The sequence below is a fragment of the Pseudomonas sp. FEN genome, from assembly GCF_904067045.1.
In the GTDB taxonomy this organism is placed as follows: domain Bacteria; phylum Pseudomonadota; class Gammaproteobacteria; order Pseudomonadales; family Pseudomonadaceae; genus Aquipseudomonas.
Genome location: NZ_CAJFDC010000036.1, coordinates 1,049,740 through 1,072,004, shown reverse-complemented (window position 1 = coordinate 1,072,004; position 22,265 = coordinate 1,049,740). Strand labels below are relative to the sequence as shown.

Below are 22,265 nucleotides of genomic sequence, written 5' to 3'. Positions count from 1 at the left end.
CACTGGGACCGGGAGCCAACAGTCCGTCCTGTCGAGCGTCTGGGTAATCGAGGACGGTGATTTCGAACTGGCAATTTCTCGAGGCGTGGTGTGGCACGAGCCGCATTACCGCTCCTCTGATCCAGCCCTTTTTCTAAGCTCCGAGCAGCCACAAAATTCGCGTGTTCGGGAAGTTTGAAGTCGAGCAGGGCTTAGGGTGAGCGGGATGGCCGTGGCACTTGTAGGAGCAGAGCTTGCTCGCGATGACGTCTTCAAGAACACCGCTGAACGCAGATGCTTGGCGCACCACAGGACCGTGGTGCGTCAGCGATAACGATGCTGAATGTCGCATCGCTATCGCCGGCAAACCAGCTACAAGGACCGCGCTCAGATCAACCGGCAAGTTTCAACTTACCGAGCCGTCGTCAGATGCTCCTTCAACGCTGTTACCGGGACAGCGGTTGCGCCTCGCCAACCCCAATAGCACGCGCCGTCGGCTGGTCATGATGAGCGCGCAGCTCGGCCAGGATATCCTGGTCCAGCAGGGTGACCCAGCGGATGTAGTTCCTGTGGATCTTGCCGTCCTGGTAACCCATGCCACTGCTGTTGCGGTAGGCGATGGCATAGCCGTTGGCGCTGTAGTTGATGTCGATCTCGACGTGGAATTTCTCACGCACGGTGATCTCGGCCTGGACCTGACCCGGATTGACGCGTTGCACGCTCCATTCGCGCTTGGCCAGGGCGGTGACAATCGCCTGTTTCACTTCATCCTGGCTGGCCAGGACTTGCGGCGCGAGGGTCCGGGTCGGGGTGACGATGGGTTTGCTGGTACAGCCCGCCGCCGTCAACAGGACCAGGGCGACAAGGGCAACACGAAGCAGGGAGGACATTCCGGTTTCTCCAGAGGTTTTCAAAAAGTCAGCGCCAACGCCGGAACACCAGCGAGGTGTTCACGCCGCCAAAGGCAAAGTTGTTGTTCATCACGTACTCGTGGCTCATCTGCCGGAACTCGCCGCGCAGGTAATCCAGCTCGCCGCACTGCGGGTCGATCTGGTCGAGGTTCAGGGTGTGGATGTAGCTGTCACGGTTCATCATTTCGATGCTGAACCAGGACTCCAGCGCCCCACAGGCGCCCAGGGTGTGACCGAGGAAGCTCTTTTGCGAACTGATGGGCATGCGGCTGCCGAACAGGCTGCTGGTGGCCAGGGTTTCGGCGATATCGCCCTGTTCGGTGGCCGTGCCGTGGCCGTTCACATAGCCGATGGCGTCCGCCGTCAAGCCGGCATCTTCCAGGGCCAGCTCCATGGCCCGGCGCATGGTGCTCTGCTCCGGACGGGTAGCGTGCTGGCCGTCGGCGTTGCTGCCGAAACCGACGATTTCCGCGTGAATATGCGCGCCACGGGCCAGGGCATGCTCGAGCTCTTCGAGGACCAGCATGCCGCCGCCTTCCCCGATCACCAGGCCGTCACGGCCGCTGTCGTAAGGCCGTGGGCTGCTCTGCGGCGCATCGTTTTTCAGGCTGGTGGCGTAGAGCGCGTCGAATACCATGGCTTCGGTGGGACACAGTTCCTCGGCACCGCCGGCGAGCATCAGCGGCAAGCGCCCGAACTTGATCGATTCGTAGGCATAGCCGATGCCCTGGCTGCCGCTGGTGCAGGCACTGGAAGTGGGGATCAGGCGCCCGGTGAGACCGAAGAAGATGCTGATATTGGCCGCCGTGGTGTGCGGCATCATGCGCACATAGGAATTGGCGTTGAGCCCTTCGGCCACGGAGTTGATCAACATCTGGCCGAAGGCCTTGATCTCGTCGGTGCTGCCGGTGGACGAACCGCAGGCCACGCCCATGCGCCCGTCGCGGATGCTGTCGTCGCCCAGCAGGCCGGCGTCGGCCAGGGCCATTTCCGCGGCGCCCACGGCGAAGCGCGAGACCCGGCCCATGCTGCGCAGTTGCTTGCGGGTCCAGTGCGACGGCACCGCATAAGCGTCGATAGGCCCGGCCAGGCGAGTATTCAGCTCGCTGAAACGCTCCCACTCGGTCATGTAGCGGATACCGCTACGGTTAGCCCGGAAGTTGGCTTCGATGCTGGCCCAGTCGCTGCCTAGGGAGGTGATGCCGGCCATGCCGGTGACGACGACGCGCTTCATCAGCACAGCCCTCCGTTGACGGCCAGCACTTGCCGGGTGATGTAGGAGGCTTCCGCGGACATCAGGAAGTTCACCGCGCCGGCGACTTCTTCCGGGGTGCCCATACGTTGCGCCGGGATCATTTTCAGCAGCTCTTCCACCGGCACGTTTTCATCGAGCATGGCGGTGTCGATCAGGCCCGGGGCCACGCAGTTGACGGTGATCCGGCGTTTGCCCAGTTCGATCGCCAGGGCCTTGGCCGCACCGATCAGGCCGGCCTTCGAGGCACTGTAGTTGACCTGCCCGCGGTTACCGATCAGCCCGGATACCGAGGTGATGCAGACGATCCGCCCCGGTGCTCGTCGGCGGATCATCGGCATCATCACCGGGTGCAGCACATTGTAGAACCCGTCGAGGTTGGTGCGCAGGACCAGGTCCCAGTCTTCTTCGGACAACGCGGGAAAAGCACCGTCACGGGTCAGGCCGGCGTTGAGCACCACGCCGTAGTAGGCCCCATGTTCTTCGACGTCGGCTTCCAGGCGGGTGCGGCAGGCTTCACGGTCGGATACATCGAATTGCAGCACGCGGGCCTGGCGGCCCAGCGCCTGGATTTCGGCCTGGACGGCCTCGGCCTCGGCGCGGCCGCTGCGGCAATGCAGCACCAGGTCAAAACCGGCCCGGGCCAGGCGCAGGGCGATGGCGCGGCCGATACCACGGCTGGAGCCGGTAACCAGGATGGATTCAGGCATGACGCAACTCCTGTGATTCGGATAGATAAGCGCTGGCCTGGGGTGGACGGAACACGTTCAGACGCGCGCTGGCATGGATGCCGGGACCGCTCAGATGGCATTCGAAAACGCCCATGCCATTGTCGTCTTCCAGCGAACGCAAGGCATGGATAGTCAGTTCGCTACCGACGGGAAAGTGTTCCACATTGCAGTTGAACTTGCGCGTGCCGAGCAGGAAACCCAGCTCCACCAGCTTGCCGTCGCGACGCGCGTGGCAGCCGGCAAAGGCGGCGACACTCTGGGCCATCAGCTCGAGGCCGAGCCAGGCCGGCAGGCTGCCGTCCTCGCGATTGAACAGGCCGTCCGGGCGCACGGTGAGGCGAGTGTGGATCTGTTCTTCGTCGCAGGACAGGACCTGGTCGATCAGGATCATGTCCCCGGCGTGGGGCAGCAGTTCGGCGAGCGGCCAATCGATCATGGGGCATCTCCGATAATCAGGCTGACATTGTTGCCGCCGAAAGCAAACGAGTTGCTCATCAGGCGGCGCGGTGGATGGGGGTTGAGGCGGTCGCCCGCTCGGACCCAGTTCAGCGGCGGCAGTGCCGGGTCGGCCTGGCCGTCCCAGACATGCGGTGGCAGGGCCCCGGTTGGGTTGTCGGCACTCAGGCTCAACCAGCAGAACGCCGCTTCCAGCGCCCCGGCGGCGCCCAGGGTGTGGCCGGTCATGGGCTTGGTCGAGGAGCACGGTGGACTCGCCGGGAACAGGCTGGATACGGCCAGGCTCTCCATGGCGTCGTTGTGCTGGGTCGCGGTGCCGTGCAGGTTCAGGTAGCCGATGTCCTGTGGTTGCAGGCCGGCTTGTTTCAGGGCCTTGCTCATGGCCTGCACGGCGCCCTGGCCGGTCGGGTCGGGGGCGGAAATATGGTGGGCGTCGCAACTGGCGCCCGCGCCGAGCAGGGCGATGGCGTGGCCGTCGGCGGCCTGCCGGGTCATCAGGAACAGCACCGCCGCTTCACCGATATTGATGCCGTTGCGGTTCAGCGAAAATGGATTGCAGCGCTGCGCCGACACCGCTTCCAGCGAGCTGAAGCCCCGCAGCGTCAGTTGGCACAGGCTGTCGACCCCGCCGCACAGCACGGCGTCGCACAAGCCCAGGTCGAGCAGGCGCCGGGCACTCATCAGCGCCCGCGCGCTGGAGGTGCAGGCGGTGGAAATCACGTAGGCCGGGCCGCGCAACTGCAGCCAGTCGGCGAGGAAGGTCGCCGGGGCACCCAGCTCCTGCTGCTGGTAGTCATAGCCTTCGGGGAAGTGTCCATCCCGCAGGTAGCTGGCGATGCCTCGGCTGGCTTCGTCGATGCCCGAGGTGCTGGTGCCGAGGACAATGCCGATCCGCGCACGGCCATAGGCGTCGATGGCGCGCTGGATCGGCTCGGCGATTTGCCGCGTGGCTTCCATCAGCAGTTGATTGTTGCGGCTGGCCTGGGCACGCAGTTCCAGCGGAATGGCCGCCAGTTCGCCCCGCACGGCGGCCACCGGCAGGCTGCGTTCAGGCACCCAGCCGCTTTCCGCGCGCATGCCCGAGCAGTCGCCGGCAAACAGCTTGCGCGCCACGCTCCGCTTGTCGCGGCCCAGGGCGCAGATCACGCCGAGGGCATTCAGGTAGGCGGTCATGGGGCGGTCTCGCTCAACGGACTGATTCGGTACTGCAGACTGTCCGGCAGGCTGAGAGTGAACTCCAGCGCCCGGCGATAGTTGACGTGCCAGCGGTCGTCCAGGGCACGCCGCCGTGGCTGCTGCTGCGCGGTCGGGTAGTTGGCGGGCAGCTCGGCCGGCAGTGTCAGGGCAAACAGCAACGCGGCGAACAGCTCGCGGGCCTGCGGGTTGGGTGGCAACAGGCCGTCGGCCTGCCATTCGCCGTCCGACAGGCGCTGGCGGGCCAGGGGGATGCCCAGCGGGTCCATCAGCGACCAGCGCAGGCCGCCAGCCTCGTGCTGGATCACCAGTAACCAGTCCTGGCGCTGGCCGGCCTGTTCGCGTTCGATGTGCAATTGCAGCGGCAGGGCCAGGGTCGGCGTTTGTACGGGCAGCGGCGCGCGGCTGGCGCAGGCGCTCAGCAGCAGGAGGCAGCCCAGCAACAGGGGACGGATCATTCGCCGGCTCCGCCGAGCGGTTTGCGGGCGACCAGGTTGACCAGGGTTTCCTCACGCTGGCCCACTGGCGGCGGGTTCTTCAGGCGCAGGCGTTCCAGCAGCCCGAAGTCCTTGGCCCGGCTCCACCACAGGTACGGATAGGAAACGTTGCGCGGGGCGAATTCGAAACCCTGGTCGCGGATCATCTCCAGGTACTGCGCCGCGCTTTTCTGTACATGCATCGGGTGACGGAACAGCCAACGAATCACCCAGGTGTCGATATAGGCTTCGGTGGATTCGGCGAACAGCAGATAGCCGCCCGGCTTGAGCACGCGATAGAACTCGGCCAGGGCGCGGTCCTGCTGCACCAGGTGATGGAAAGTCTGGTGGCAGAACAGGATATCGACGCTGTGCGAGGGCAGGTCGAGGGTCGCGCAGTCACTGCCGATCAGTTCGACTTCCAGACCACGGCGTTGCGCCTCTTCGCCACTCAGTTTCAGACTGTGGGGATCGGCGTCGAGGCCGATCAGCCGCGCCGGGGCGAAGACCTGCTGCAAGTACTGGAAGGACTTGCCCTGGCCGCAACCGGCATCGAGCACCACCGGGTGGGTTGGCGGGGCGTCGCTGAACAGGCTGCGCAGATCGTTGATCGCGACTCGCAGGACATGGTGCTGCCAGGTGTGGCTGCGCAGGAACCAGAAGCCAAAACGGGTTTCCGCGACGTAGGTGTCGCTCAGGTAGGTATTGCTCATTGCGGAGTGCTCGCACAGATTTCCGACAGCATTCGCAGGCGCCGCCGGGGTTCACTGACAAAGGGGTTGCGCTCGTCCCAGGCATAGCCGGCAAGGATCGCACTGATCATCGCGCGAATATCCGGCGAGCTGCCGGGATGGAAGATGACATCCTGGAAGGTCCCGGCGTACCAGCCTTCGACGTAGCAGCGGAAGGTGTCGACACCGCGCTTGAGCGGTTCGGCGAACTGGGTCTGCCAGTCGACGCTTTCGCCTTGCAGTTGCCGGTGCAGCAGGCCGGCGGCCATGCTCGCCGAACGCATGGCAATGGTCACGCCGGAGGAGAACACCGGGTCGAGGAATTCCGCCGCGTTGCCGAGCAGGGCGAAGCCCGGTCCGTGCAGGGTCTTCACGTTGGCCGAGTAGCCGCCGATGGCCCGCGCCGGGGTGTCCCACACGGCGTTTGCCATGACGGCTTGCAGGCTCGGGGTCTCGGCGACGAAACCCTTGAGACAGGCGTCCAGGTCCGCGCCGCGCTCGGCAAAGTGTTCGGCGGCGGCGACCACGCCGAGGGAGCAGCGGCCATTGCTGAACGGGATGGTCCAGAACCAGATATCGCGCTTTTGCGGATGGGTGGTGATGAGGATTTTTTCCCGCTCGAAACCGGGATGCCCAATGTGGTCTTCGACGTGGGTGAATACCGCCTGGCGCAAGGGGAAATTCGAGGCTGCCTCCAAGTCGAGCAGGCGCGGCAGCACCCGGCCGTAGCCGCTGGCATCAAGGACGAAGCGGGCTTCGATCAGGTATTCGCCGCCATCTTCGCGCCGGGCCCGAAGCTGTGGTTGCGGGCGTTCGAAATCAACCCCGGTGATTTCCTCGCCATAGCGGATTTCCACGCCTTGCAGGGCCGCCTGATCGGCCAGCAGTTTGTCGAAGTCGGCGCGCTGGACCTGGAAGGTGGTCGGCTTGCCGTTGCTGAAGGTCTTGCCGAAATCGAAGGCGCTGTAATGTTCGCCCCAGGCGAAGGCCGCACCGTTCTTGAGCTGGAACCCGGCGGCGTTGACGGCGTCGAGCATGCCGGCCTCTTCGACGAAGTCCAGGCAGTGCGACAGCAGGCTTTCACCGATGGAAAAGCGCGGGAAGTGCTGGCGCTCGATGATCAGCACGTCGTGGCCGTTGCGTTTGAGCAAGGCGGCGGCGATGGCGCCGGAAGGACCCGCGCCAATGACCACGACTTCGCGACGCTCCATTTCAATCATTGGCGCAAGCTCCTGCTGGGTTCGACGGGATAGGCTGGGTGTCGCCATGGCCGGTAGCCATGACCGGCTGAGCATCCCGCAGTGGGTGCCCTGGTGTCGCGCTCTGGTTGGTCTTGCTCGCGGCCCAGGGCGCGAGCAGGAAACTGAAGGCCAGCCCGAGGCTCACCGCCAGGCCGAAGTTGCTCACCGCCGGGGTACTGGAAATCGCCAGCAGGCCGAACGACAGCCAGGTGGTCAGGGCGGCCAGCAAGGTGCCCAGCAGACTGACGGCGGCCCCGCCGATCTGTTCGCGCATCAGGATCGCGTAGTCGACGCTGATGGCGGTCACCAGCAACAGGCCGAACAGGCTGAACAGCGTCAGCGGCTGGCCGAGCCAGCCGAGGCTGGCTAGGCTGCACAGGGCCGCCAGCAGCGGCAGGGCGACGATCCGCAGCGCGCCGCCGAGGCCGAAGGGCAGGATCAGCAACAGCACGATCAGCCCACAGGAGGCCAGTTTCAGTTCGGCGGCGCTGACCTGGGTGGCGGCGAAGACCCGGTTCAGTTCGCCCAGCCGATCCACCAGCTGTACTCCCGGCAGCCCCACGGCCTGCGCCCGCAACAGCTCGGGGTTGTTCAGCCCGCGCAGGCTGACCATGCCCGCCACGCCATCGTCCTGCGCGCCCAGCCAGAGCAGGCGCCAGGGTTCGGACAGCGGGCCTTTGAGGGCACTGTCGAGATCCTGGATCGGTAGGGCCTGCAACTGTGCCAGCTCGTTTTGCAAGGCGCTGGTCGGTACGCCGAGGTCGAGCAAGGGCTGCCAGAACTCCGGCAGTCGCTTGAGCGCGTCATGCAGCTGTTGCTGTTCCCGGGGCAGGGCGACCACTTGGTCCAGCGACTGATAGCCCTGCAATTTGCCCTGGCGCACCAGTTGTTCGAGACGTTCGCCCAGCGCCGCCTGACGCTCCAGCAACTGTTGTTGATCGGCGCCGCGGACCAGGAAGAACTGACTGGTGGGCTGGTAGCCGGTGATGCGGGCGATCGCCTGGGCCTCGGCCTGCAGTTGTGGCGGCGCGCCGACCCATTGGCGGACATCGTTCCTGCTGGTCAACTGCCACAGACCCGCGGCGCAGAACAGTATCAGCAGGGCCAGCAGCAGACGGCTGCCGACCTTGCGCAGCAGGGCTTCACGCAGTCTCAGCAAGGCTTCGCAGAACCGCAGCGGCCATTGCGCCGGGCGCAGGTCCGTGCCGTTGAGCAGCGCCGGCAGCAGGCACACGGCGCTCAGGTAGGCGCCGAGCAGGCCGGCGGCGGAGAACACGGCGATCTGGGTCAGCGCCGGGAAGGGTGTCCAGGCCAGGGCCAGGTAGCCGATGCAACTGGTGGCCAGGCTCAGGCTCAACCCGGGCAGGGTGAGGCGCAGGGCCGGCCAGCTGCGCCAGGGATTCAGGATCCAGCTCTTGGACAGGTAATGCAGCGGATAGTCCACGGCCACGCCGATCAGGCTGGCCCCCAGCACCAGGGTCATCACGTGCAGATGACCGAACAGCGCCACGCAGGCCACGGTGCCGAAGAGCATGCCCACCAACACCGGGACAAAGGCCAGCAATACCCGCCAACGGCGGAAGGCCAGCAACAGCAGCAGGAGAATGCCGAAAGTGGCGCCGCCGCCGACCCAGGTGATTTCCCGACTTGCCTGTTGCTGGCCGCTGGCGGCATACAGCAGGCCGCTGGCGGCGAGCAGTTGCGCGTCGTCGCGTGCGGCCTCTTCACGGCTTTGCTTGAGCAGTTCGGCGACTTGCATCGGCAGCTGCATGTCGAACGCATTGCCGCGGGTGTGGGCGCGCAACAATACCCAGCTTTTACCGTCGGCCTCGGCGATCAGCGCGCCGCTGCCGAGATCGAACTCTACCGCGCCGGATTTCGGGCGACTGTCCTGGATCCGTCCGGTCAGGCCGAGCCAGTCGTCCTGGCTCGGTACCAGGCTGACCCCGGCAAAGGGATCGAACAGGGCCTGGACCCGTTGCTGGATAAACGCCGCCGGTTGTTCGATCAGTTGTTGCCGGTCGGCGCGGGCGAGCATGGCCAGGCGGCTGGCCAACAGTTGTTCGCGCAAGGCCGGGAGGTCGGCCTGCAAGCTCCATTGGACGCTTTCGAACAGCCCGCTGGCCTGCCAGCGTTCGCCCAGTCGCTGCGCCAGGGCAATGGCTTTCTGGCGATCGGCCTGGCCCACCAGCACCAGTATTTGCCGGTTCAGCGGCTCCTGCATGCGTTGTTCGGCCTTGAGCTCCAGGGCATTGGGCGCCGAGCCCGGCACCAGCTCCATGAGGTCGGCCGACAGCGGCGCGCCGTGACGCCATTGCCAGCCGGCGAGCGCCAGCACCGCCAGCAGCAGGATCAGGAACAGGCGCGGCAGCAGGCGTTCACTCGGCAAAGTCATGTTGCTCCGCGTCGCTCAGGGGCAGGCCGGCATTGCTGTCCTGCATGCGCAGGACCGTGCTGTCACCCTGGGTTTCCAGCAGTTCGATGCGTTGCACCAGCTCGCCGCCGTCGATATTGATCCGGGTGAATATCTGCTTGAGCAGCGCCGAACGCGGGACCAGGGTCAGTTGCCAGTGCTGGGCGTCGCCTTGCAGTTGCAGTTCGAAATCCCGTTGCAGGCCGGTGCTGTCGCCTTGCAGCACGGCGATGAACAGACGGTTCTGTTCGGCGCCGGCGCTTTTGTTCGGGACCATTTGCCAGCCACCGGGATCGCGCCGGGCGATGCCCTTGGCGTTGATGCGGTAGTCCTGCTGCAGTGGCGTCTTGAGCAACCAGAGCAGGCCGTGGTCCTTGGCGAGGACGAAGGTGCCCTTGCTGGTCAACGGTTGGGGCAGGGCGCGCAGGTGTTTTTCCTGGATGAAGTCGCCGTGGATCACCGTCGGTTTGGCCAACTGGTCGCTCAGTTGTTGCAGGTCGAACGCGGATGCGTGGGCGGACAGGCCCAGGCAGAACAGCAGGCATAACCAAGGCGCGGACCTTGTAGGCGCGTGCTTGCTGGCGATGAGGCTCGCGAGGTTTGCGGCGATCTTGCGGATGCTATCGCGAGCAAGCTTGCGCCTACAGGGCTTGTGTCGTACCGGCGGCAGGCTGTTCATGCCAGCACCTTTGCGACGGCGGCGACGAAGACTTTCGGCGAGGCCAGTTGCATTTCCCCGCTTTGCATCTCCACGGCCACCTGCACGCTGCTGGCGCGGGTCAGGCGTTCGCCGCTGGCCACATCGGTGATCAGGTAGTTGACCTTCAGGCGGTTCTCCCATTCCACCAGGTTGGCCCGCACATTGATCTTCTGGCCGAACACCGCCCCGCGTACATAACGCAGTTGCAGGTCGATCACCGGCCAGGAGTAGCCGGAGTCGCGCATCTGCGTGTAGTTGTGGCCAATATGCTCCAGCAGCGCGCAGCGGGCGACTTCCAGGTACTTCACATAATGGCCGTGCCAGACCACCTGCATGCTGTCGACGTCGAAGAACGGCACCAGGATCTCGGTATCGACATGCAACACTCCGCGACTACGCATGCAGCCTCCAGTGTTGCTCGGCGATGCGCTTCAGGCACAGGCGCAGTTCGGCTTCGAGGGCACGGTCTTCGATCAGCGGGGCGAAATCCTCGGCCAGGGCTTGGTGCATCGCCGCCAGGGCCGGTGGCAGCGCTCGGGCATCGCTGGCCTGGCTACGCAGCCAGACGCCCTGGTGGGCGGCGAGCAGGGTGGCGGCGGCGACCTGCTCGGTCAGTTCCAGCACGCGGATCGCATCGCGGGCGGCAATCGTGCCCATGCTCACCTTGTCCTGGTTGTGACATTCGGTGGAGCGCGAGAACACGCTGGCCGGCATGGTGTTTTTCAGCGCCTCGGCGGTCCAGGCGCTGGCACCGATCTGCACGGCCTTGAAACCATGGTTGAGCATGGCGCGCTCGGCACTGGCACCGGAAAGATTGCTCGGCAGGCCATGGTTGTAGCGCACGTCCACCAGCAGCGCGAGCTGGCGATCGAGCAGGTCGGCGACGTTGGCCACCAGGGTCTTGAGGCTGTCCATGGCGAAGGCGATGTGCCCGCCGTAGAAGTGCCCACCGTGGAGCACGCGTTCCGCTTCGGCGTCGATGATCGGGTTGTCGTTGGCGCTGTTCAGTTCGGTCTCGATGAACGCGCGCAACCAGCCCAGGCTGTCGGCCAGCACGCCGAGGACATGCGGTGCGCAGCGCAGCGAGTAGCGATCCTGCAAACGGTGCAGCGGCGCGGTTGGCGCGTCGATGGCCAGGTCCTGGCGCAGCCAGGCGGCCACCCGCATCTGCCCCGGGTGTGGCTTGGCGGCGAACAGACGCTCGTCGAAGTGTTCCGGGTTGCCTTGCAGGGCCACCACGTTGAGGGCGGTGATACGGGTTGCCAGTTGCAGCAGGTAGTCGGCGCGGGCAAAGGCCAGGCAGGCCAGGCCGGTCATCACCGCGGTACCGTTCATCAGCGCCAGGGCTTCCTTGGGCCTTAGCACCAACGGCTGCCAGCCGAGCTCACGGTGCACATCGCAGGCCGGGCGACGTTCGCCGCGAAACAGCACTTCGCGCTCACCGGACAGGGTTGCGGCCACATAGGACAGTGGTGTCAGGTCGCCGCTGGCGCCGACCGAGCCCTCCTCCGGAATCAGCGGCAGGATGTCCAGGTCGAGGAACGCCTGCAAGCGTTCCAGCAGCTCCACGCGCACGCCGGAGACACCCTGGCACAGCGACTGCAAGCGCGCCGCCAGTACGGCGCGGGTCGCCTGCGGGTCGAGCAACTGGCCCAGGCCGCAGCCGTGGAAGGTGTAGAGGTGACGCGGCAGGGCCTCGACATGTTGCAGCGGCACCGCCACCACGCAGGAGTCGCCATAGCCGGTGGTGACGCCGTAGATCACGCCTTCCTTGTCCAGCAGGGAATCAAGGAACTGCGCGCCCTTGGCAATGCGCTGGCGGAACGCCAGATCGCCTTGCAGTTGCGTGGGCACCTGACGGTTGGCCAGGGCCAGTACGTCTTCGATACGCAGCGGGAGTTCGCCGAAGGTGACCGGCTCAAGCGGATGCGTTGTCATCGGATTTCCAGAAAGGGTAGAAATTGAACCATTGGTGCGGTGCCTGCAGGCAGTAGTGGCCCAGGCGTTCGGCGTAACGGGCGGCCCACTGGGTGATCACCTGCTCGCGGTCGCTGCGTTTCCATTGCACCGATTCGGTGAAGGGTTCGAGGGTGATGCGGTAGCGACCCTGGAGTTTCACGCAGAACAACAGGTTGACCGGGCACTTCAGCAGCCCGGCCAATAGCCATGGACCTTGCGGGAACGCGGCGGGTTGGCCGAGGAAATCCACCCGCACGTGGCGTCCGCCATGCAGCGGCACTCGGTCGCCGGCAATCGCCAGCCACTCGCCACGGTCCAGGCGCTGACTCAGTTGCAGCATGACCGCCGGGTCCAGCTCGCTGACCTGGATCAGCCGCAGGTTGGTTGCCCCGGCCTCGCCCAGCAGGCGGTTGAAACGCTCGGCGTGCTTGGTGTGCACCAGCACGTTCATGGTGACCTTTTCGCCCAGTTCGGCCAGGGCGCGACAGACTTCCAGGTTGCCCAGGTGTGCGCCCACCAGCATCTGCCCGCGTGTGCCGCGCAACTGATTGCGCAGCAGGGCCGGGTCGATGATCTCGAGTTGCTCGAGGCGCAGCTTGCCGTTCCACACGTCGAGCTTGTCCAGCAGCGAGTCGGCAAAGGCCATGAACTGCCTGAAGACCTTCATGCGGGTCGGCCGCAGAGCGCTTTGACCGCTCCAGTCGGCCAGATGCTGCTGGTAGTGCCAGGCACTTTGCCGGGCGCTACGGCCGAACAGGAAAAAATACAGGACGATGCCGTGCAGTAGCGGGCTGAGCACTCTGCGGCCGAGGACCTTGACGCCGAAGGCGGTGAGCTTCATCAGCCAGAAGCTGCCGCGCTCCTGTTGGTCGGCCCAGTGTTTTTGTGCGTCGCTCATGCCCGCCACCGCCGCCAGAGGATACTCGGCAGGCGCACCAGCATGCCGAAGAACATCCGCGTGTGCATGCTGGAAATCAGCACGTTGTCGTGGAACAGGCGAAAGTGCGAGAGGCCGTCCTGGGGATAATGAACCTTGACCGGCAACCAGCGCATGGGCTGGTTACGCCAGGCCAGGCGCACGAGAATTTCCGAGTCGAAGTCCATGCGCTTGCCCAGTTTCACCGAGTCGATCAGCGCCAGCACCGGTGGCAGCGGGTAGATCCGGAAGCCGCACATGGAGTCGCGGATCTGCAGCGACAGGCTGTTGATCCAGACCCAGACGTGGGTCAGGTAGCGGGCATAGAGCCGGACCTTGGGGACGCTCTCGTCGTATTGCGGGTAGCCACAGATCAGCGCTTCGGGATGGTTGCGCGAGGCATTGAGGAAAATCTCGACATCGTGCAGGTCGTGTTGGCCGTCGGCGTCTACCTGCAGGGCATGGCTGAAGCCCAGGCGCGCGGCTTCCCGAAACCCGGTCATGAGCGCGGCGCCCTTGCCCTGGTTGACGGGGAGTTTCACCAGGGAGACCTGTCGCTGTTCGGCGAGTCGCTCCAGCACCGCCGCGCAAGCCGGGCTGCTGCCATCGTCCACCAGCACACAGGCCAGTCCAGCAGCGAGCAGGGCCTCGACGACAGCGGGCACGGCGGCTTCGTGGTTATACACCGGGACCAGGGCGCAGGGCTTATGCATGGAGTCCCTCGCACTGGAAGTGATCGATATGGCCTTCTGACACGCCTGCTCGCCACAGGTTCATCTGCCAGGGGAAATGTGTTTTTCCGTATGCATTACGCATGCGCCGCCTCCAGGACGATGCGTCCGCTGGAGCAGGCCGCCGTGGCGTTGCGAAAGGCAAAATGGAGTTTGCCGCGCTCGCGGTCAAAGCGCAGGCTCAGTTCGAGCCGATCGCCCGGGCGTACCAGTTGCTGGAATTTCAACACTTCCATGCCGACGAATTTCGCCGGCAATTCGAGCAGTCGCCGGCCCAGATCCAGCGCCCAATCCATCTGCACCACCCCCGGCAACACCGGCGTGCTCGGGAAGTGCCCGCTGAAGTAGGCCAGGTCCGGCGGAACGGCCAACTGCAACAGCCATTCGCCATCCGTCTGGTGCTGTGCCAGCACCTCCGGACCTTTGGGCCGCGGGGCCCGCAACAGGGCCTGGACATCGGCTTGTGGCAGTTTGCCTTGGGCGTTCAGCGGCAGTTGCCGCAGTAAACGCCAGCGGCGTGGCAGCGCCAGTGCTTCGCAGTGGCCGAGCAGATGTTTGCGCAAGGTCTCGGTCAGCGCCCGCCGACCCTGGTTCCGCAGGCCATGCAGCCCCTGTTCGGAGAGCACCAGCAGCGCCCCGAGATAGGCGCGGTTTTCCTGCACCACCCCCAGGCGCGCTTCGGCGACCCAGGGGTGTTCGATCAGGGCCTGTTCCAGCATCGGCAGGGAAATGCGTTTCTCCTCCAGTTTGACGATGCGGTCCAGTCGCCCCAGCAGCTCGAACCGGCCATCCGCGGCGAAGCGCACGGCATCCGCTGTTTGTTCGACATGGCCGGCAGGCAGGTAAGGCGATGCCACGCGCAGGGCGCCATCGCTGTCCTGGCTCAAGCACACGTCGGCGAACGGCTGCCACAGTGGGTTGTCCTGGCGCCAGGCGATGCCGCCGGTTTCCGAGCTGCCGAGGATTTCCGTCGGCCATTGCCGCAGGCGTTGCCGTAGGCTGGCCGCCGCCTCGGGAGGGAGGGCGCCGCCCGAGGAAAACACCCGGCGTACCTGGCTCAAGGCCGGCCAGTCGAGGTTGTCGCCCATGCGCTTGAGCAGGGCCGGACTCGCCACCCAGGCAAACTGCGGGTGTTCACGGCTGGCGCGCTGCAGGTCTTCGGGGAAGGCCAGTTGGGTGCGGACCAGGGTGCGGCCGGCACACAGCGGCCACAGCACGCGGAACAGCAGGCCATAGATATGCTGGGTCGCGACGCTGCCGATGATGCAGGCTTGTGCCAGGCTCGCGCCCCACAGCTGCTCCAGGGCCAGGACTTCATTGGCCAGCAGGCGCAGGCTTTTGTCGATGCGCTTGGGTTCGCCACTGGAGCCGGAGGTGCACAGGCTCAGGCGGCAGCTGTCCAGGTCGAGTTCGGCGGCGCCCAGGGGCTCGGCGTAAAGCGCGTCGAGCCCGGCGCTATCGGTCAGCCACAGATCGACGTCCGTGGCCCAGCGTTGCCGGGTCTGCTCTTGCAGGTCGGCGGGCAACAGGACGCCAACACCGGCGCGCCAGGCACCCAGCAGGGCGATTGCCAATTCCCCGGCATCTTCCAGGTGCACGGCGATCTGTTTCAGACCTCGGGCCTGCAAACCGGCCGCCAGGCGCAAGGCCCGGTGTGACAGGCCAGCATGATCCAGCGGCGGATCAAAGGTGACCGCACGCGGTTCGTGCGACTCGAGCAATAGCCGCTCAAGGTTTATCCAGTTCATGCGCGGCCTCTTACCCGTTGTCGTACCAGCCACTCAATGGCGAACAGCAAACCCATCAGCCCATAGGAGATCAGGCCGGTGTACAACATCCACCAGCTCAGCGGCGCCCACAGGGTCAGGGCGGCGGCGATCAGGCCGTTGCAGAGAAAGAACAGGCTCCAGACCCGGGTCACCTGTCTCGTATAGTCAATCGCCGTCTGCGGCAGTTGCGGTTCGCGCAGACGGGCCAAGCGCTCGACCATCGGCGGGCCGAACTTCAGGCTCAGGCCGAACAGGCCAAGCATGAAGGCACTGATCAGCACCGGGTACCAGCGCAACAGCAACGGATTGTTCAGCAACGCCAGCAAACCGCAGAAAGCCATGGCGCACAGGGCCATCCATAGGCTGCCGGGCCGCCGCTTGCTGGTCAGGGCCCGGGCCAGCCACAGGCCGCCGAGCAGCAGCCCGAACTGCCAAGGTGCGAAATGCTCCATGCCGAAATACACCGCGAAGGGGTACAACAGACCCGCCAGCAGCAGGCCGAGGCCGATCAGCCGCTTCATGCGGCCGGTTGAACCAGCCGAAAGACCGCCTCGACCACATCGTTGACGGTCCGTACCGACTTGAACTCCTCGGCGGCGATCTTCTTGCCGGTCTGACGTTTGATATGGTCGATCAGGTCCACGGCATCGATGCTGTCGATTTCCAGGTCCTGGTACAGGTTGCTGTTCAGGGTGATGCGTTCGGGTTCCAGTTCGAAGAGTTCGACCAGGGCATCGCGCAAGGTGTTGAAAATGTCGTCACGGGTTTGCATGGTACGGTCTCACGCTGCCTGTTTTGCCGTGACGAAAGCCGCAAGGCTGGCCACGCTGGAGAAATGGTCGCGGGTGTCCTTGGCGTCGGCGTCGATTTTGATGCCGTAGCGCTTCTGGATCGCCAGGCCGAGCTCGAGGGCGTCCACCGAGTCCAGGCCCAGGCCTTCGCCAAACAGGGTTTGCTCGTTGCCGATGTCTTGCGCGCTGATGTCTTCCAGGCCCAGGGCCTCGATGATCAGCTCCTTGATCTCAAGCAGCAGGGCGGGGGTTGGATCGCTCATCTGAGGCGAGCTCCTTAATGAAGTAGTGGTGCAGATAATCGTTGAGCTTGCGTGAGGCCTGGGGCGCCGGCCCCTGTGCAGCAAAGCTTTGTGGGTCTATATCGGCCCCGACGCGAAAACTGAAGTGCACGCGGCGTTGGGGAATGCGATACCAGGGGTCGGCCTTGGTCAACGTGGTGGGGCTGACCTTGATCACCACCGGGGTAATGATTTTCGCACCGCGCAGGGCAATTGCGGCGGCGCCGCGATGAAAGGCGGGTGGCGCCCCCGGCGTGGTCCGGGTGCCCTCGGGGAAAATGATCAGGGTCTGACCCTCTTGCAGGGCGCTGGCCGCAGCGTCGAGCATGTCCAGGCTGCCATCGTTGCTGATGTATTCGGTGGCGCGCAGGGGGCCGCGGGTGAAGGGGTTCTGCCAGAGACTCTGCTTGACCACGCAGTTGGCATCGCGCACCAGGCCGATCAGGAATACCACGTCGATCAGCGATGGATGGTTGGCGATGATCATCTGGCCCGGACGGCCGAGCTTTTCCGCACCCTCGACCTCATAGCTCAGCACGCCGCTGCGGGCCATGAAGCGGATGAACAGCCAGAGCAGCCGGCTGACCGTCCGCCGCGCGCGCATGCGCTGACGTGCGGCATCGCCCGGCAGGCAGCCGAGCAAGGGGAAAATCACCAGGCGCAGGCCCAGGCCGGCGAGCCCGAAGAGGGCGAAGCTCAGGGCGGTGGCCAGCAGGCGCCAGTAATAGGCGTCGCGAGGCTTGTTCATGGTCGGCGTTGCCAGTTCCATACCCGGGTCTTCCATCTGTGTTGGCAGGTGGCATGTTGGCCCAGCAGGGTACGCAATAGATCGAGGGCATGGGGCCACTCGCCCGGGCACTGTTCGTCCGTGCCACTTTCAAGCGTCAGTTGCCACTCGTCGCCCGGCGTCAGCAGCAGGCCGAGGGCATAAGGGAAGGGTACATCGTCGATCCAGCGACGATAGGCCTCGGGCGGTTGTTCTTCGGTGATCACCAGCAAGACCGCGGGGGCGCCTTCATTGAGCAGCGCGGCGGCCTCGAGCATGCCGTGTTCCAGGCCATCGCCGTTGGCGGCCAAGGCGGTCATTTCGCAGGTCGAGCCGCGCAGGATCGACCATAGGCCAATCACCGCGTTGTGCACCGACAGGCTGAACTGGGTGGGCGACATCGGCTGGTCGGCCGCCAGGTTGCAGAGAATATCGAAGGTGCGTGGGGTTTCGCCGTGTCGGGAGATGAACACCAGTGGTAGTGGCCCGTGCCCCTCGGCCAGCGGCCAGCCGACGCTGAACGCCATCCGGGCCAGGCGGCTGAGGCGGCGACGCTGCATGGCCGGCAGGAAGGACACATCCGGTGCCGCATCGCTGGGCGCGGGCACGCTGGGCTGGCGGCTCCAGGCCTGCCAGTCATCCGCACTTTCCAGGCCCGGAGCCCAGGCGCGCCATTGGGCGATATTGAAGTTGATCACTGAATGTCTTCCCGCCCCTGCGGGCTTCCTTGAACGCTACGGTTGATCCTTGAACCCCGACCAACCCTGGCGTGGCGCGATGGCCGAGTGGCGCGCATTATCCCGGTGCGCAAAGCCTGTAGCAAATTTTTGATCACATTTTGCACGATTAAATGCACCGAATGCGAATGTGCGGCTGGCAACTGGCTATTATCGGTATTTTTTTCGATCCGTCTGTCAGCGTTTTCGCGATTGACAGGGGAATTACCTTGTCCGAGTGACGTTTTGATGATGTGAGCGGTAATCCTCACTTCACCAAGCTGGCGCGGTAGCGCTCTAGCCCTCTACACTCGGTCATTCATTGATACACGGAGGTCTTGTCATGCGGCGTGTGGTGTTCAATCAGAAAGGCGGGGTCGGCAAGTCGAGTATTGCCTGCAACCTGGCGGCGGTCAGCGCCAGTGAGGGCTACCGGACCCTGTTGGTGGATCTCGATGCCCAGGCCAACTCCACGCAATACCTCACCGGGCTGACCGGCGAGGACATTCCCATGGGCATCGCCGACTTCTTCAAGCAGATCCTTTCATCCGGGCCGTTTTCGAAGAAAAACCAGGTGGATATCTACGAGACACCCTTCGACAACCTGCACGTGATCACCGCCACGGCGGAACTGGCGGATCTGCAGCCCAAGCTCGAGGCCAAGCACAAGATCAACAAGCTGCGCAAACTGCTGGATGAGTTGTCGGAAGACTACGACCGTATCTACCTGGATACGCCGCCGGCGTTGAATTTTTACGCGGTATCGGCGTTGATTGCCGCTGATCGCGTGTTGATTCCCTTCGATTGCGACAGCTTTTCCCGGCAGGCGTTGTATGGCCTGCTGGCTGAGATCGAAGAGTTGAAGGAAGACCACAACGAAGGTCTGCAAGTGGAAGGGATCGTGGTCAACCAGTTCCAGGCCCGGGCGAGTTTGCCGCAGCAGATGCTCGACAGCCTGATCGCCGAGGGCTTGCCGGTATTGCCGGTGTACCTCGCCAGTTCGGTGAAGATGCGCGAGTCCCATGAGGCGAACCGGCCGCTGATCCACTTCGACCCGCGGCACAAGCTGACCCTGCAGTTCGTCGAGTTGCACGCGCTGCTGGAGAGCAACGCTTGATACCAATGCCACCCGCCAAGGCCGAATACGCTCGGTCCATGTAGGCGCGGAGCTTGCTCGCGAAGCGGCTCGTGAGAGCGCTAAAAGCTTCGCGGACAAGGCAACGGTGGCGGTGCGCCGCTCAGACGCCCTGGCTGCGCAGCCAGGCCATCAACTGCGGTAGGGGAAAGGCGCCGCTCTGGCGCGCCACTTCCTGGCCATTTCTGAACAGGATCAGGCTGGGAATCGAACGAATCCCCAGTTGTGCCGAGAGTTGCTGGTTGGCCTCGCTGTCGAGCTTGGCCAGGCGGCACTTGCCGACCAACTGGCGCGCCGCCTGTTCGAACACCGGGGCAAAGGATTTGCACGGCCCACACCAGTCCGCCCACACGTCCACCAGCAACGGCAGGTCGCCCTTGATCTGGCTGGCGTAGTCGCCCTGTTTCAATTCGAACGGTTTGTCCAGCAGGACCGCGGCCTTGCAGCGTCCGCATTTCGGCTGGTCGCCCAGGCGCTCGGCGGGGATGCGGTTGAGGCCGTTGCAATGGGGGCAGGGGATCAACAGGGGATCGGACATGAGGGGGCTCCAGGGCAGTGGCCAATGCTACCTATCTGGAGTCGAGTGCTGCTTTTATCAAGCCTTGTTGCATGTCCTCACATTTTCAGCGGCCTCAGTCCGGCCCGGGAGCCTAGTCTGGGAGAACGCACCGTCAGTCGGATTAGCGCTATATCAAATTGCGATATATCGATGTCGGGTTTAATCTCCATAGCAAGATGCGATAAGGACATTGCATGCATGTAATTACCGAGACGCGTATTTGGGAGGCCAAGGGCCGTTGGCCCGAGTCGGCCTCTGCGCTGGATGCGTGGTATCGCCGGATCAGGAACTGTCGTCCGGCCAATTTTGCGACGATGAAAGCCGTGTTCCCGGCTACGGACAAAGTGGGTGATTTCCATGTGTTCGATATTGGCGGGAACAAGCTGCGCCTGATCGCGGTGGTGCACTACACGACGCATCGCCTCTATATCAAGCATGTGCTTGATCATCGTGAATATGACAAGGGTAAATGGAAGGAGGGGTGTTGATGAATGCCGTTATCAAGCAGGCTTCCGAGCACTGGCCGTTCGTGGAGCCACTGCTGCGCAAGCCAAAAAACGAGACCGATTACGATGCCCTGGTGGGTATTCTCGACGAGTTGCTGGGTGTCATTGGGGAAGACGAATCGAACCCGCTCATGAGCCTGGTGAATATCATCAGTGATTACATAGAGGCCTATGACCAGGAGCACAGGCCGATGCCGGTGGCCAGTGGGGCCGATGTGCTACGGGAGATGATGCGTGAACATGGCTTGAACCAGAGCGATCTGCCGGGCGTGGGCCCGCAATCGGTGGTCTCCGAGATCCTCAGCGGCAAGCGCCAGCTCAACTTGCGCCAGATCCGCTGGCTGGCTGAACGCTTTGGGGTGCGGGAGCAGACTTTTATCTGAGTGGGGTGGTGGAGCTGAAGAGGGTTGCTCTGCGTTTTGCTGGGCTCGACATCGTTTCGTCGGATGTCCCGCCGAGGTGCTCGCCTGCCGCGAATAGAGGTACTACATGGACATCGCTTGCCGGGTCGTCAGCGCTATCGAGCCGAGTGCCTGAGCCCTTACGACGAACAACTGATCTCCAGATGCTTGCCCCACTCCGGTGGCCGCTCGGCGTAGCGCTCCATGCCTGGTTGTTCCTCGAACGGCTTGCTCAGTACCGCATGGAGTTGCCGTACCTCCGAGTAATCACCACTTTGCGCCGCATCGATGGCCTTCTGTGCCAGGTAATTGCGCAGGATATACAGCGGGTTGACCGCGTGCATCCGCGTCTTGCGCCGGGACTCATCCTGGTCTGGCTCACGGGCGACCCGGGCCTTGTAGCGCTCGGCCCAGGCGTCGAATCCCTTGAGGTCGATAAAGTCATCCCGCAGCCGCGCGGTAGACAGCGCGGCCGGCTCATCCCCCAGGCGCCGGAAGAACAGGGTGTAGTCGACCCCACCGGCCTGCATCAACTGCAGCAGGTTTTCCACCAGCTTCAGGTCGTCGTCTTCGGCGCGGGTCAAGCCGAGGCGGCGGCGCATCAGGTCCAGGTAGTGGGCCTGGTACAGCGGCAGGAACAGACCCAGGGTCTCACGCAGAGCCTCGACACTGATGAACGGTGTCAGGGCCTGGGCCAGCGCACTGAGGTTCCACTGGCCGATGGGCACCTGGTTGCTGAACGAGTAGCGCCCCTGGTCATCGGAGTGGTTGCAGATGAAGTGCGCGTCGAAATCATCGAGAAAGGCGAACGGGCCGAAGTCGAAGGTAATGCCCAGGATCGACATGTTGTCGGTGTTCATCACGCCATGACAGAAGCCGTAGGCCTGCCACTTGGCGATCAGTTCGGCATTGCGTTCGACGATTTCGCGGAACATCGCCAGGTACGGCTCCGGCTGTTCCAGGCACGCGGGGAAATGCAGCGCCAGCACGTGCTCGCCGAGTTGCTTGTGCTGCTCCGGCTGCTTGGTGTAGTAGAAGTATTCGAAATGACCGAAGCGCACATGGCTGGGCGCCATGCGCAGGACCATGGCGCCACGTTCCTGTTTCTCGCGCCAGACCGGGGTGTCGGAACCGATCACGCACAGCGCGCGGCTGCTGGGAATACCCAGGGCATGCAGGGCTTCGGACGCGAGGAATTCGCGGATCGACGAGCGCAACACCGCGCGGCCGTCGCCCATGCGCGAATACGGCGTCTGCCCGGCCCCCTTGAGGTGTAGGTCCCAATGTTCGCCCGCGGTGTTATAGACCTCGCCCAGCAACAGCCCACGGCCGTCGCCCAGGCGCGGGTTGTAGGAGCCGAACTGATGTCCCGAATAGACCATCGCTCGAGGCTCGGCTTCGGCCCAGAGCTTGTGGCCGCCGAAGAGTTCGGCGAACACCGGCTCCCCGGCAATGGCCGGGTCGAGGTCGAGCAGGGCCATGGCCGCCGGACTCACCGCCACCAGGCGTGGATTGTCGAGGGGCTCGGGCAGGATATGGGTGGAAAACGCATCGCCCAGGCGGGCGAAACGGTTATCGAAGGTCAGTTCGTCGAGGGCTTTCAACGGCCGGCTCCAGCAGAGTGTCCGAGTATTCTGCTGGGATTAACCGG

At 64.4% G+C, this 22,265-nt stretch carries 24 protein-coding genes and 1 pseudogene; 3 read left to right on the top strand and 22 right to left on the bottom strand.

Annotation, left to right across the window (positions count from 1 at the left end; all coding sequences use genetic code 11):
- Positions 1 to 425: 425 nt before the first annotated feature.
- From PFEN_RS28320 to PFEN_RS28225, 20 genes and pseudogenes are all read right to left on the bottom strand, one after another.
- The gene (locus PFEN_RS28320; RefSeq protein WP_191489878.1) at positions 426 to 869 is read right to left on the bottom strand and encodes a hypothetical protein; all 444 of its coding nucleotides are present in this window, start codon (positions 867 to 869) and stop codon (positions 426 to 428) included.
- Between the two features lie 28 nt (positions 870 to 897).
- A complete protein-coding gene (locus PFEN_RS28315) occupies positions 898 to 2,124 on the bottom strand; it encodes a beta-ketoacyl-ACP synthase (protein ID WP_191489877.1) in 1,227 nt (408 codons plus the stop codon).
- Positions 2,124 to 2,852, bottom strand: coding sequence for a 3-ketoacyl-ACP reductase FabG2 (locus PFEN_RS28310; protein ID WP_191489876.1), 729 nt, complete (start codon positions 2,850 to 2,852; stop codon positions 2,124 to 2,126). Before PFEN_RS28310 ends, PFEN_RS28315 begins: the two co-directional genes overlap by 1 nt.
- Positions 2,845 to 3,309 carry a hotdog family protein gene (locus tag PFEN_RS28305; RefSeq protein ID WP_191489875.1) on the bottom strand — a complete coding sequence of 155 codons (465 nt, stop codon included), beginning with the start codon at positions 3,307 to 3,309 and terminating at the stop codon, positions 2,845 to 2,847. The genes PFEN_RS28310 and PFEN_RS28305 overlap by 8 nt, the downstream gene beginning before the upstream one ends.
- Entirely contained in the window at positions 3,306 to 4,502 is a 1,197-nt protein-coding gene (locus PFEN_RS28300) for a beta-ketoacyl-[acyl-carrier-protein] synthase family protein (RefSeq protein WP_191489874.1), read from the bottom strand. Before PFEN_RS28300 ends, PFEN_RS28305 begins: the two co-directional genes overlap by 4 nt.
- Positions 4,499 to 4,981, bottom strand: coding sequence for a hypothetical protein (locus PFEN_RS28295; RefSeq protein WP_191489873.1), 483 nt, complete (start codon positions 4,979 to 4,981; stop codon positions 4,499 to 4,501). Before PFEN_RS28295 ends, PFEN_RS28300 begins: the two co-directional genes overlap by 4 nt.
- On the bottom strand, positions 4,978 to 5,712 hold the full coding sequence (locus PFEN_RS28290; protein WP_191489872.1) for a class I SAM-dependent methyltransferase: 735 nt from the start codon (positions 5,710 to 5,712) through the stop codon (positions 4,978 to 4,980). Before PFEN_RS28290 ends, PFEN_RS28295 begins: the two co-directional genes overlap by 4 nt.
- Positions 5,709 to 6,950 carry an NAD(P)/FAD-dependent oxidoreductase gene (locus tag PFEN_RS28285; RefSeq protein ID WP_191489871.1) on the bottom strand — a complete coding sequence of 414 codons (1,242 nt, stop codon included), beginning with the start codon at positions 6,948 to 6,950 and terminating at the stop codon, positions 5,709 to 5,711. The genes PFEN_RS28290 and PFEN_RS28285 overlap by 4 nt, the downstream gene beginning before the upstream one ends.
- 118 nt (positions 6,951 to 7,068) lie before the next feature.
- Positions 7,069 to 9,366 (bottom strand): annotated as a pseudogene (locus PFEN_RS28280) (MMPL family transporter); the annotation flags it as partial.
- Positions 9,350 to 10,063 (bottom strand): outer membrane lipoprotein carrier protein LolA, encoded by a 714-nt coding sequence (locus tag PFEN_RS28275; protein WP_191489869.1) that lies wholly within the window; start codon positions 10,061 to 10,063, stop codon positions 9,350 to 9,352. The pseudogene PFEN_RS28280 and the gene PFEN_RS28275, both read right to left, overlap by 17 nt.
- Positions 10,060 to 10,485, bottom strand: coding sequence for an acyl-CoA thioesterase (locus tag PFEN_RS28270; protein ID WP_191489868.1), 426 nt, complete (start codon positions 10,483 to 10,485; stop codon positions 10,060 to 10,062). The genes PFEN_RS28275 and PFEN_RS28270 overlap by 4 nt, the downstream gene beginning before the upstream one ends.
- Positions 10,478 to 12,022: an HAL/PAL/TAL family ammonia-lyase gene (locus PFEN_RS28265; protein WP_191489867.1), complete on the bottom strand. Its 1,545-nt coding sequence runs from the start codon at positions 12,020 to 12,022 to the stop codon at positions 10,478 to 10,480. Before PFEN_RS28265 ends, PFEN_RS28270 begins: the two co-directional genes overlap by 8 nt.
- Complete coding sequence (locus tag PFEN_RS28260) at positions 12,003 to 12,941, bottom strand: glycosyl transferase (RefSeq protein WP_191489866.1); 939 nt, start codon at positions 12,939 to 12,941, stop codon at positions 12,003 to 12,005. Before PFEN_RS28260 ends, PFEN_RS28265 begins: the two co-directional genes overlap by 20 nt.
- The gene (locus tag PFEN_RS28255; protein ID WP_191489865.1) at positions 12,938 to 13,672 is read right to left on the bottom strand and encodes a glycosyltransferase family 2 protein; all 735 of its coding nucleotides are present in this window, start codon (positions 13,670 to 13,672) and stop codon (positions 12,938 to 12,940) included. Before PFEN_RS28255 ends, PFEN_RS28260 begins: the two co-directional genes overlap by 4 nt.
- A 95-nt stretch (positions 13,673 to 13,767) precedes the next feature.
- Positions 13,768 to 15,438: an AMP-binding protein gene (locus PFEN_RS28250; protein ID WP_191489864.1), complete on the bottom strand. Its 1,671-nt coding sequence runs from the start codon at positions 15,436 to 15,438 to the stop codon at positions 13,768 to 13,770.
- Positions 15,435 to 15,980: a hypothetical protein gene (locus tag PFEN_RS28245; protein WP_191489863.1), complete on the bottom strand. Its 546-nt coding sequence runs from the start codon at positions 15,978 to 15,980 to the stop codon at positions 15,435 to 15,437. The genes PFEN_RS28250 and PFEN_RS28245 overlap by 4 nt, the downstream gene beginning before the upstream one ends.
- Entirely contained in the window at positions 15,977 to 16,231 is a 255-nt protein-coding gene (locus PFEN_RS28240) for an acyl carrier protein (protein ID WP_191489862.1), read from the bottom strand. Before PFEN_RS28240 ends, PFEN_RS28245 begins: the two co-directional genes overlap by 4 nt.
- 9 nt (positions 16,232 to 16,240) lie before the next feature.
- Entirely contained in the window at positions 16,241 to 16,513 is a 273-nt protein-coding gene (locus PFEN_RS28235; protein ID WP_191489861.1) for a phosphopantetheine-binding protein, read from the bottom strand.
- On the bottom strand, positions 16,482 to 17,300 hold the full coding sequence (locus PFEN_RS28230; RefSeq protein WP_191489860.1) for a lysophospholipid acyltransferase family protein: 819 nt from the start codon (positions 17,298 to 17,300) through the stop codon (positions 16,482 to 16,484). The genes PFEN_RS28235 and PFEN_RS28230 overlap by 32 nt, the downstream gene beginning before the upstream one ends.
- Positions 17,276 to 17,995, bottom strand: coding sequence for a beta-ketoacyl synthase chain length factor (locus PFEN_RS28225; protein ID WP_191489859.1), 720 nt, complete (start codon positions 17,993 to 17,995; stop codon positions 17,276 to 17,278). Before PFEN_RS28225 ends, PFEN_RS28230 begins: the two co-directional genes overlap by 25 nt.
- Positions 17,996 to 18,356: 361 nt before the next feature.
- On the opposite strand from PFEN_RS28225, the gene PFEN_RS28220 reads away from it, so the two are divergent.
- Positions 18,357 to 19,130 carry a ParA family protein gene (locus PFEN_RS28220; protein WP_191489858.1) on the top strand — a complete coding sequence of 258 codons (774 nt, stop codon included), beginning with the start codon at positions 18,357 to 18,359 and terminating at the stop codon, positions 19,128 to 19,130.
- 121 nt (positions 19,131 to 19,251) lie between these two features.
- Here the strand turns inward: PFEN_RS28220 and trxC are convergent, their stop codons facing one another.
- Positions 19,252 to 19,686 carry a thioredoxin TrxC gene (trxC, locus tag PFEN_RS28215; protein ID WP_191489857.1) on the bottom strand — a complete coding sequence of 145 codons (435 nt, stop codon included), beginning with the start codon at positions 19,684 to 19,686 and terminating at the stop codon, positions 19,252 to 19,254.
- 215 nt (positions 19,687 to 19,901) lie between these two features.
- Here trxC and PFEN_RS28210 point away from each other — a divergent pair, with 215 nt between their 5' ends.
- Both PFEN_RS28210 and PFEN_RS28205 read left to right on the top strand, forming a co-directional pair.
- A complete protein-coding gene (locus PFEN_RS28210) occupies positions 19,902 to 20,195 on the top strand; it encodes a type II toxin-antitoxin system HigB family toxin (protein ID WP_191489856.1) in 294 nt (97 codons plus the stop codon).
- Positions 20,195 to 20,596: a helix-turn-helix domain-containing protein gene (locus PFEN_RS28205; protein WP_191489855.1), complete on the top strand. Its 402-nt coding sequence runs from the start codon at positions 20,195 to 20,197 to the stop codon at positions 20,594 to 20,596. The genes PFEN_RS28210 and PFEN_RS28205 overlap by 1 nt, the downstream gene beginning before the upstream one ends.
- 158 nt (positions 20,597 to 20,754) lie before the next feature.
- On the opposite strand, the gene selO is transcribed toward PFEN_RS28205, so the two are convergent.
- Positions 20,755 to 22,218, bottom strand: a complete 1,464-nt coding sequence (gene selO, locus PFEN_RS28200; protein WP_191489854.1) for a protein adenylyltransferase SelO — start codon at positions 22,216 to 22,218, stop codon at positions 20,755 to 20,757.
- Positions 22,219 to 22,265 lie beyond the last annotated feature (47 nt).

Excerpts from the sequence above, each read along its gene's own strand:
- PFEN_RS28265 (WP_191489867.1), bottom strand. The coding sequence starts at position 12,022 with ATGACAACGCATCCGCTTGAGCCGGTCACCTTCGGCGAACTCCCGCTG.
- PFEN_RS28270 (WP_191489868.1), bottom strand. The coding sequence starts at position 10,485 with ATGCGTAGTCGCGGAGTGTTGCATGTCGATACCGAGATCCTGGTGCCG.
- PFEN_RS28210 (WP_191489856.1), top strand. The coding sequence starts at position 19,902 with ATGCATGTAATTACCGAGACGCGTATTTGGGAGGCCAAGGGCCGTTGG.
- PFEN_RS28250 (WP_191489864.1), bottom strand. The coding sequence starts at position 15,438 with ATGAACTGGATAAACCTTGAGCGGCTATTGCTCGAGTCGCACGAACCG.
- PFEN_RS28240 (WP_191489862.1), bottom strand. The coding sequence starts at position 16,231 with ATGCAAACCCGTGACGACATTTTCAACACCTTGCGCGATGCCCTGGTC.
- PFEN_RS28260 (WP_191489866.1), bottom strand. The coding sequence starts at position 12,941 with ATGAGCGACGCACAAAAACACTGGGCCGACCAACAGGAGCGCGGCAGC.
- PFEN_RS28235 (WP_191489861.1), bottom strand. The coding sequence starts at position 16,513 with ATGAGCGATCCAACCCCCGCCCTGCTGCTTGAGATCAAGGAGCTGATC.
- PFEN_RS28205 (WP_191489855.1), top strand. The coding sequence starts at position 20,195 with ATGAATGCCGTTATCAAGCAGGCTTCCGAGCACTGGCCGTTCGTGGAG.
- PFEN_RS28320 (WP_191489878.1), bottom strand. The coding sequence starts at position 869 with ATGTCCTCCCTGCTTCGTGTTGCCCTTGTCGCCCTGGTCCTGTTGACG.
- PFEN_RS28300 (WP_191489874.1), bottom strand. The coding sequence starts at position 4,502 with ATGACCGCCTACCTGAATGCCCTCGGCGTGATCTGCGCCCTGGGCCGC.
- PFEN_RS28220 (WP_191489858.1), top strand. The coding sequence starts at position 18,357 with ATGCGGCGTGTGGTGTTCAATCAGAAAGGCGGGGTCGGCAAGTCGAGT.
- PFEN_RS28315 (WP_191489877.1), bottom strand. The coding sequence starts at position 2,124 with ATGAAGCGCGTCGTCGTCACCGGCATGGCCGGCATCACCTCCCTAGGC.
- PFEN_RS28290 (WP_191489872.1), bottom strand. The coding sequence starts at position 5,712 with ATGAGCAATACCTACCTGAGCGACACCTACGTCGCGGAAACCCGTTTT.
- PFEN_RS28255 (WP_191489865.1), bottom strand. The coding sequence starts at position 13,672 with ATGCATAAGCCCTGCGCCCTGGTCCCGGTGTATAACCACGAAGCCGCC.
- PFEN_RS28230 (WP_191489860.1), bottom strand. The coding sequence starts at position 17,300 with ATGGAACTGGCAACGCCGACCATGAACAAGCCTCGCGACGCCTATTAC.
- PFEN_RS28295 (WP_191489873.1), bottom strand. The coding sequence starts at position 4,981 with ATGATCCGTCCCCTGTTGCTGGGCTGCCTCCTGCTGCTGAGCGCCTGC.
- PFEN_RS28285 (WP_191489871.1), bottom strand. The coding sequence starts at position 6,950 with ATGATTGAAATGGAGCGTCGCGAAGTCGTGGTCATTGGCGCGGGTCCT.
- PFEN_RS28275 (WP_191489869.1), bottom strand. The coding sequence starts at position 10,063 with ATGAACAGCCTGCCGCCGGTACGACACAAGCCCTGTAGGCGCAAGCTT.
- trxC (WP_191489857.1), bottom strand. The coding sequence starts at position 19,686 with ATGTCCGATCCCCTGTTGATCCCCTGCCCCCATTGCAACGGCCTCAAC.
- PFEN_RS28245 (WP_191489863.1), bottom strand. The coding sequence starts at position 15,980 with ATGAAGCGGCTGATCGGCCTCGGCCTGCTGCTGGCGGGTCTGTTGTAC.
- PFEN_RS28310 (WP_191489876.1), bottom strand. The coding sequence starts at position 2,852 with ATGCCTGAATCCATCCTGGTTACCGGCTCCAGCCGTGGTATCGGCCGC.
- PFEN_RS28305 (WP_191489875.1), bottom strand. The coding sequence starts at position 3,309 with ATGATCGATTGGCCGCTCGCCGAACTGCTGCCCCACGCCGGGGACATG.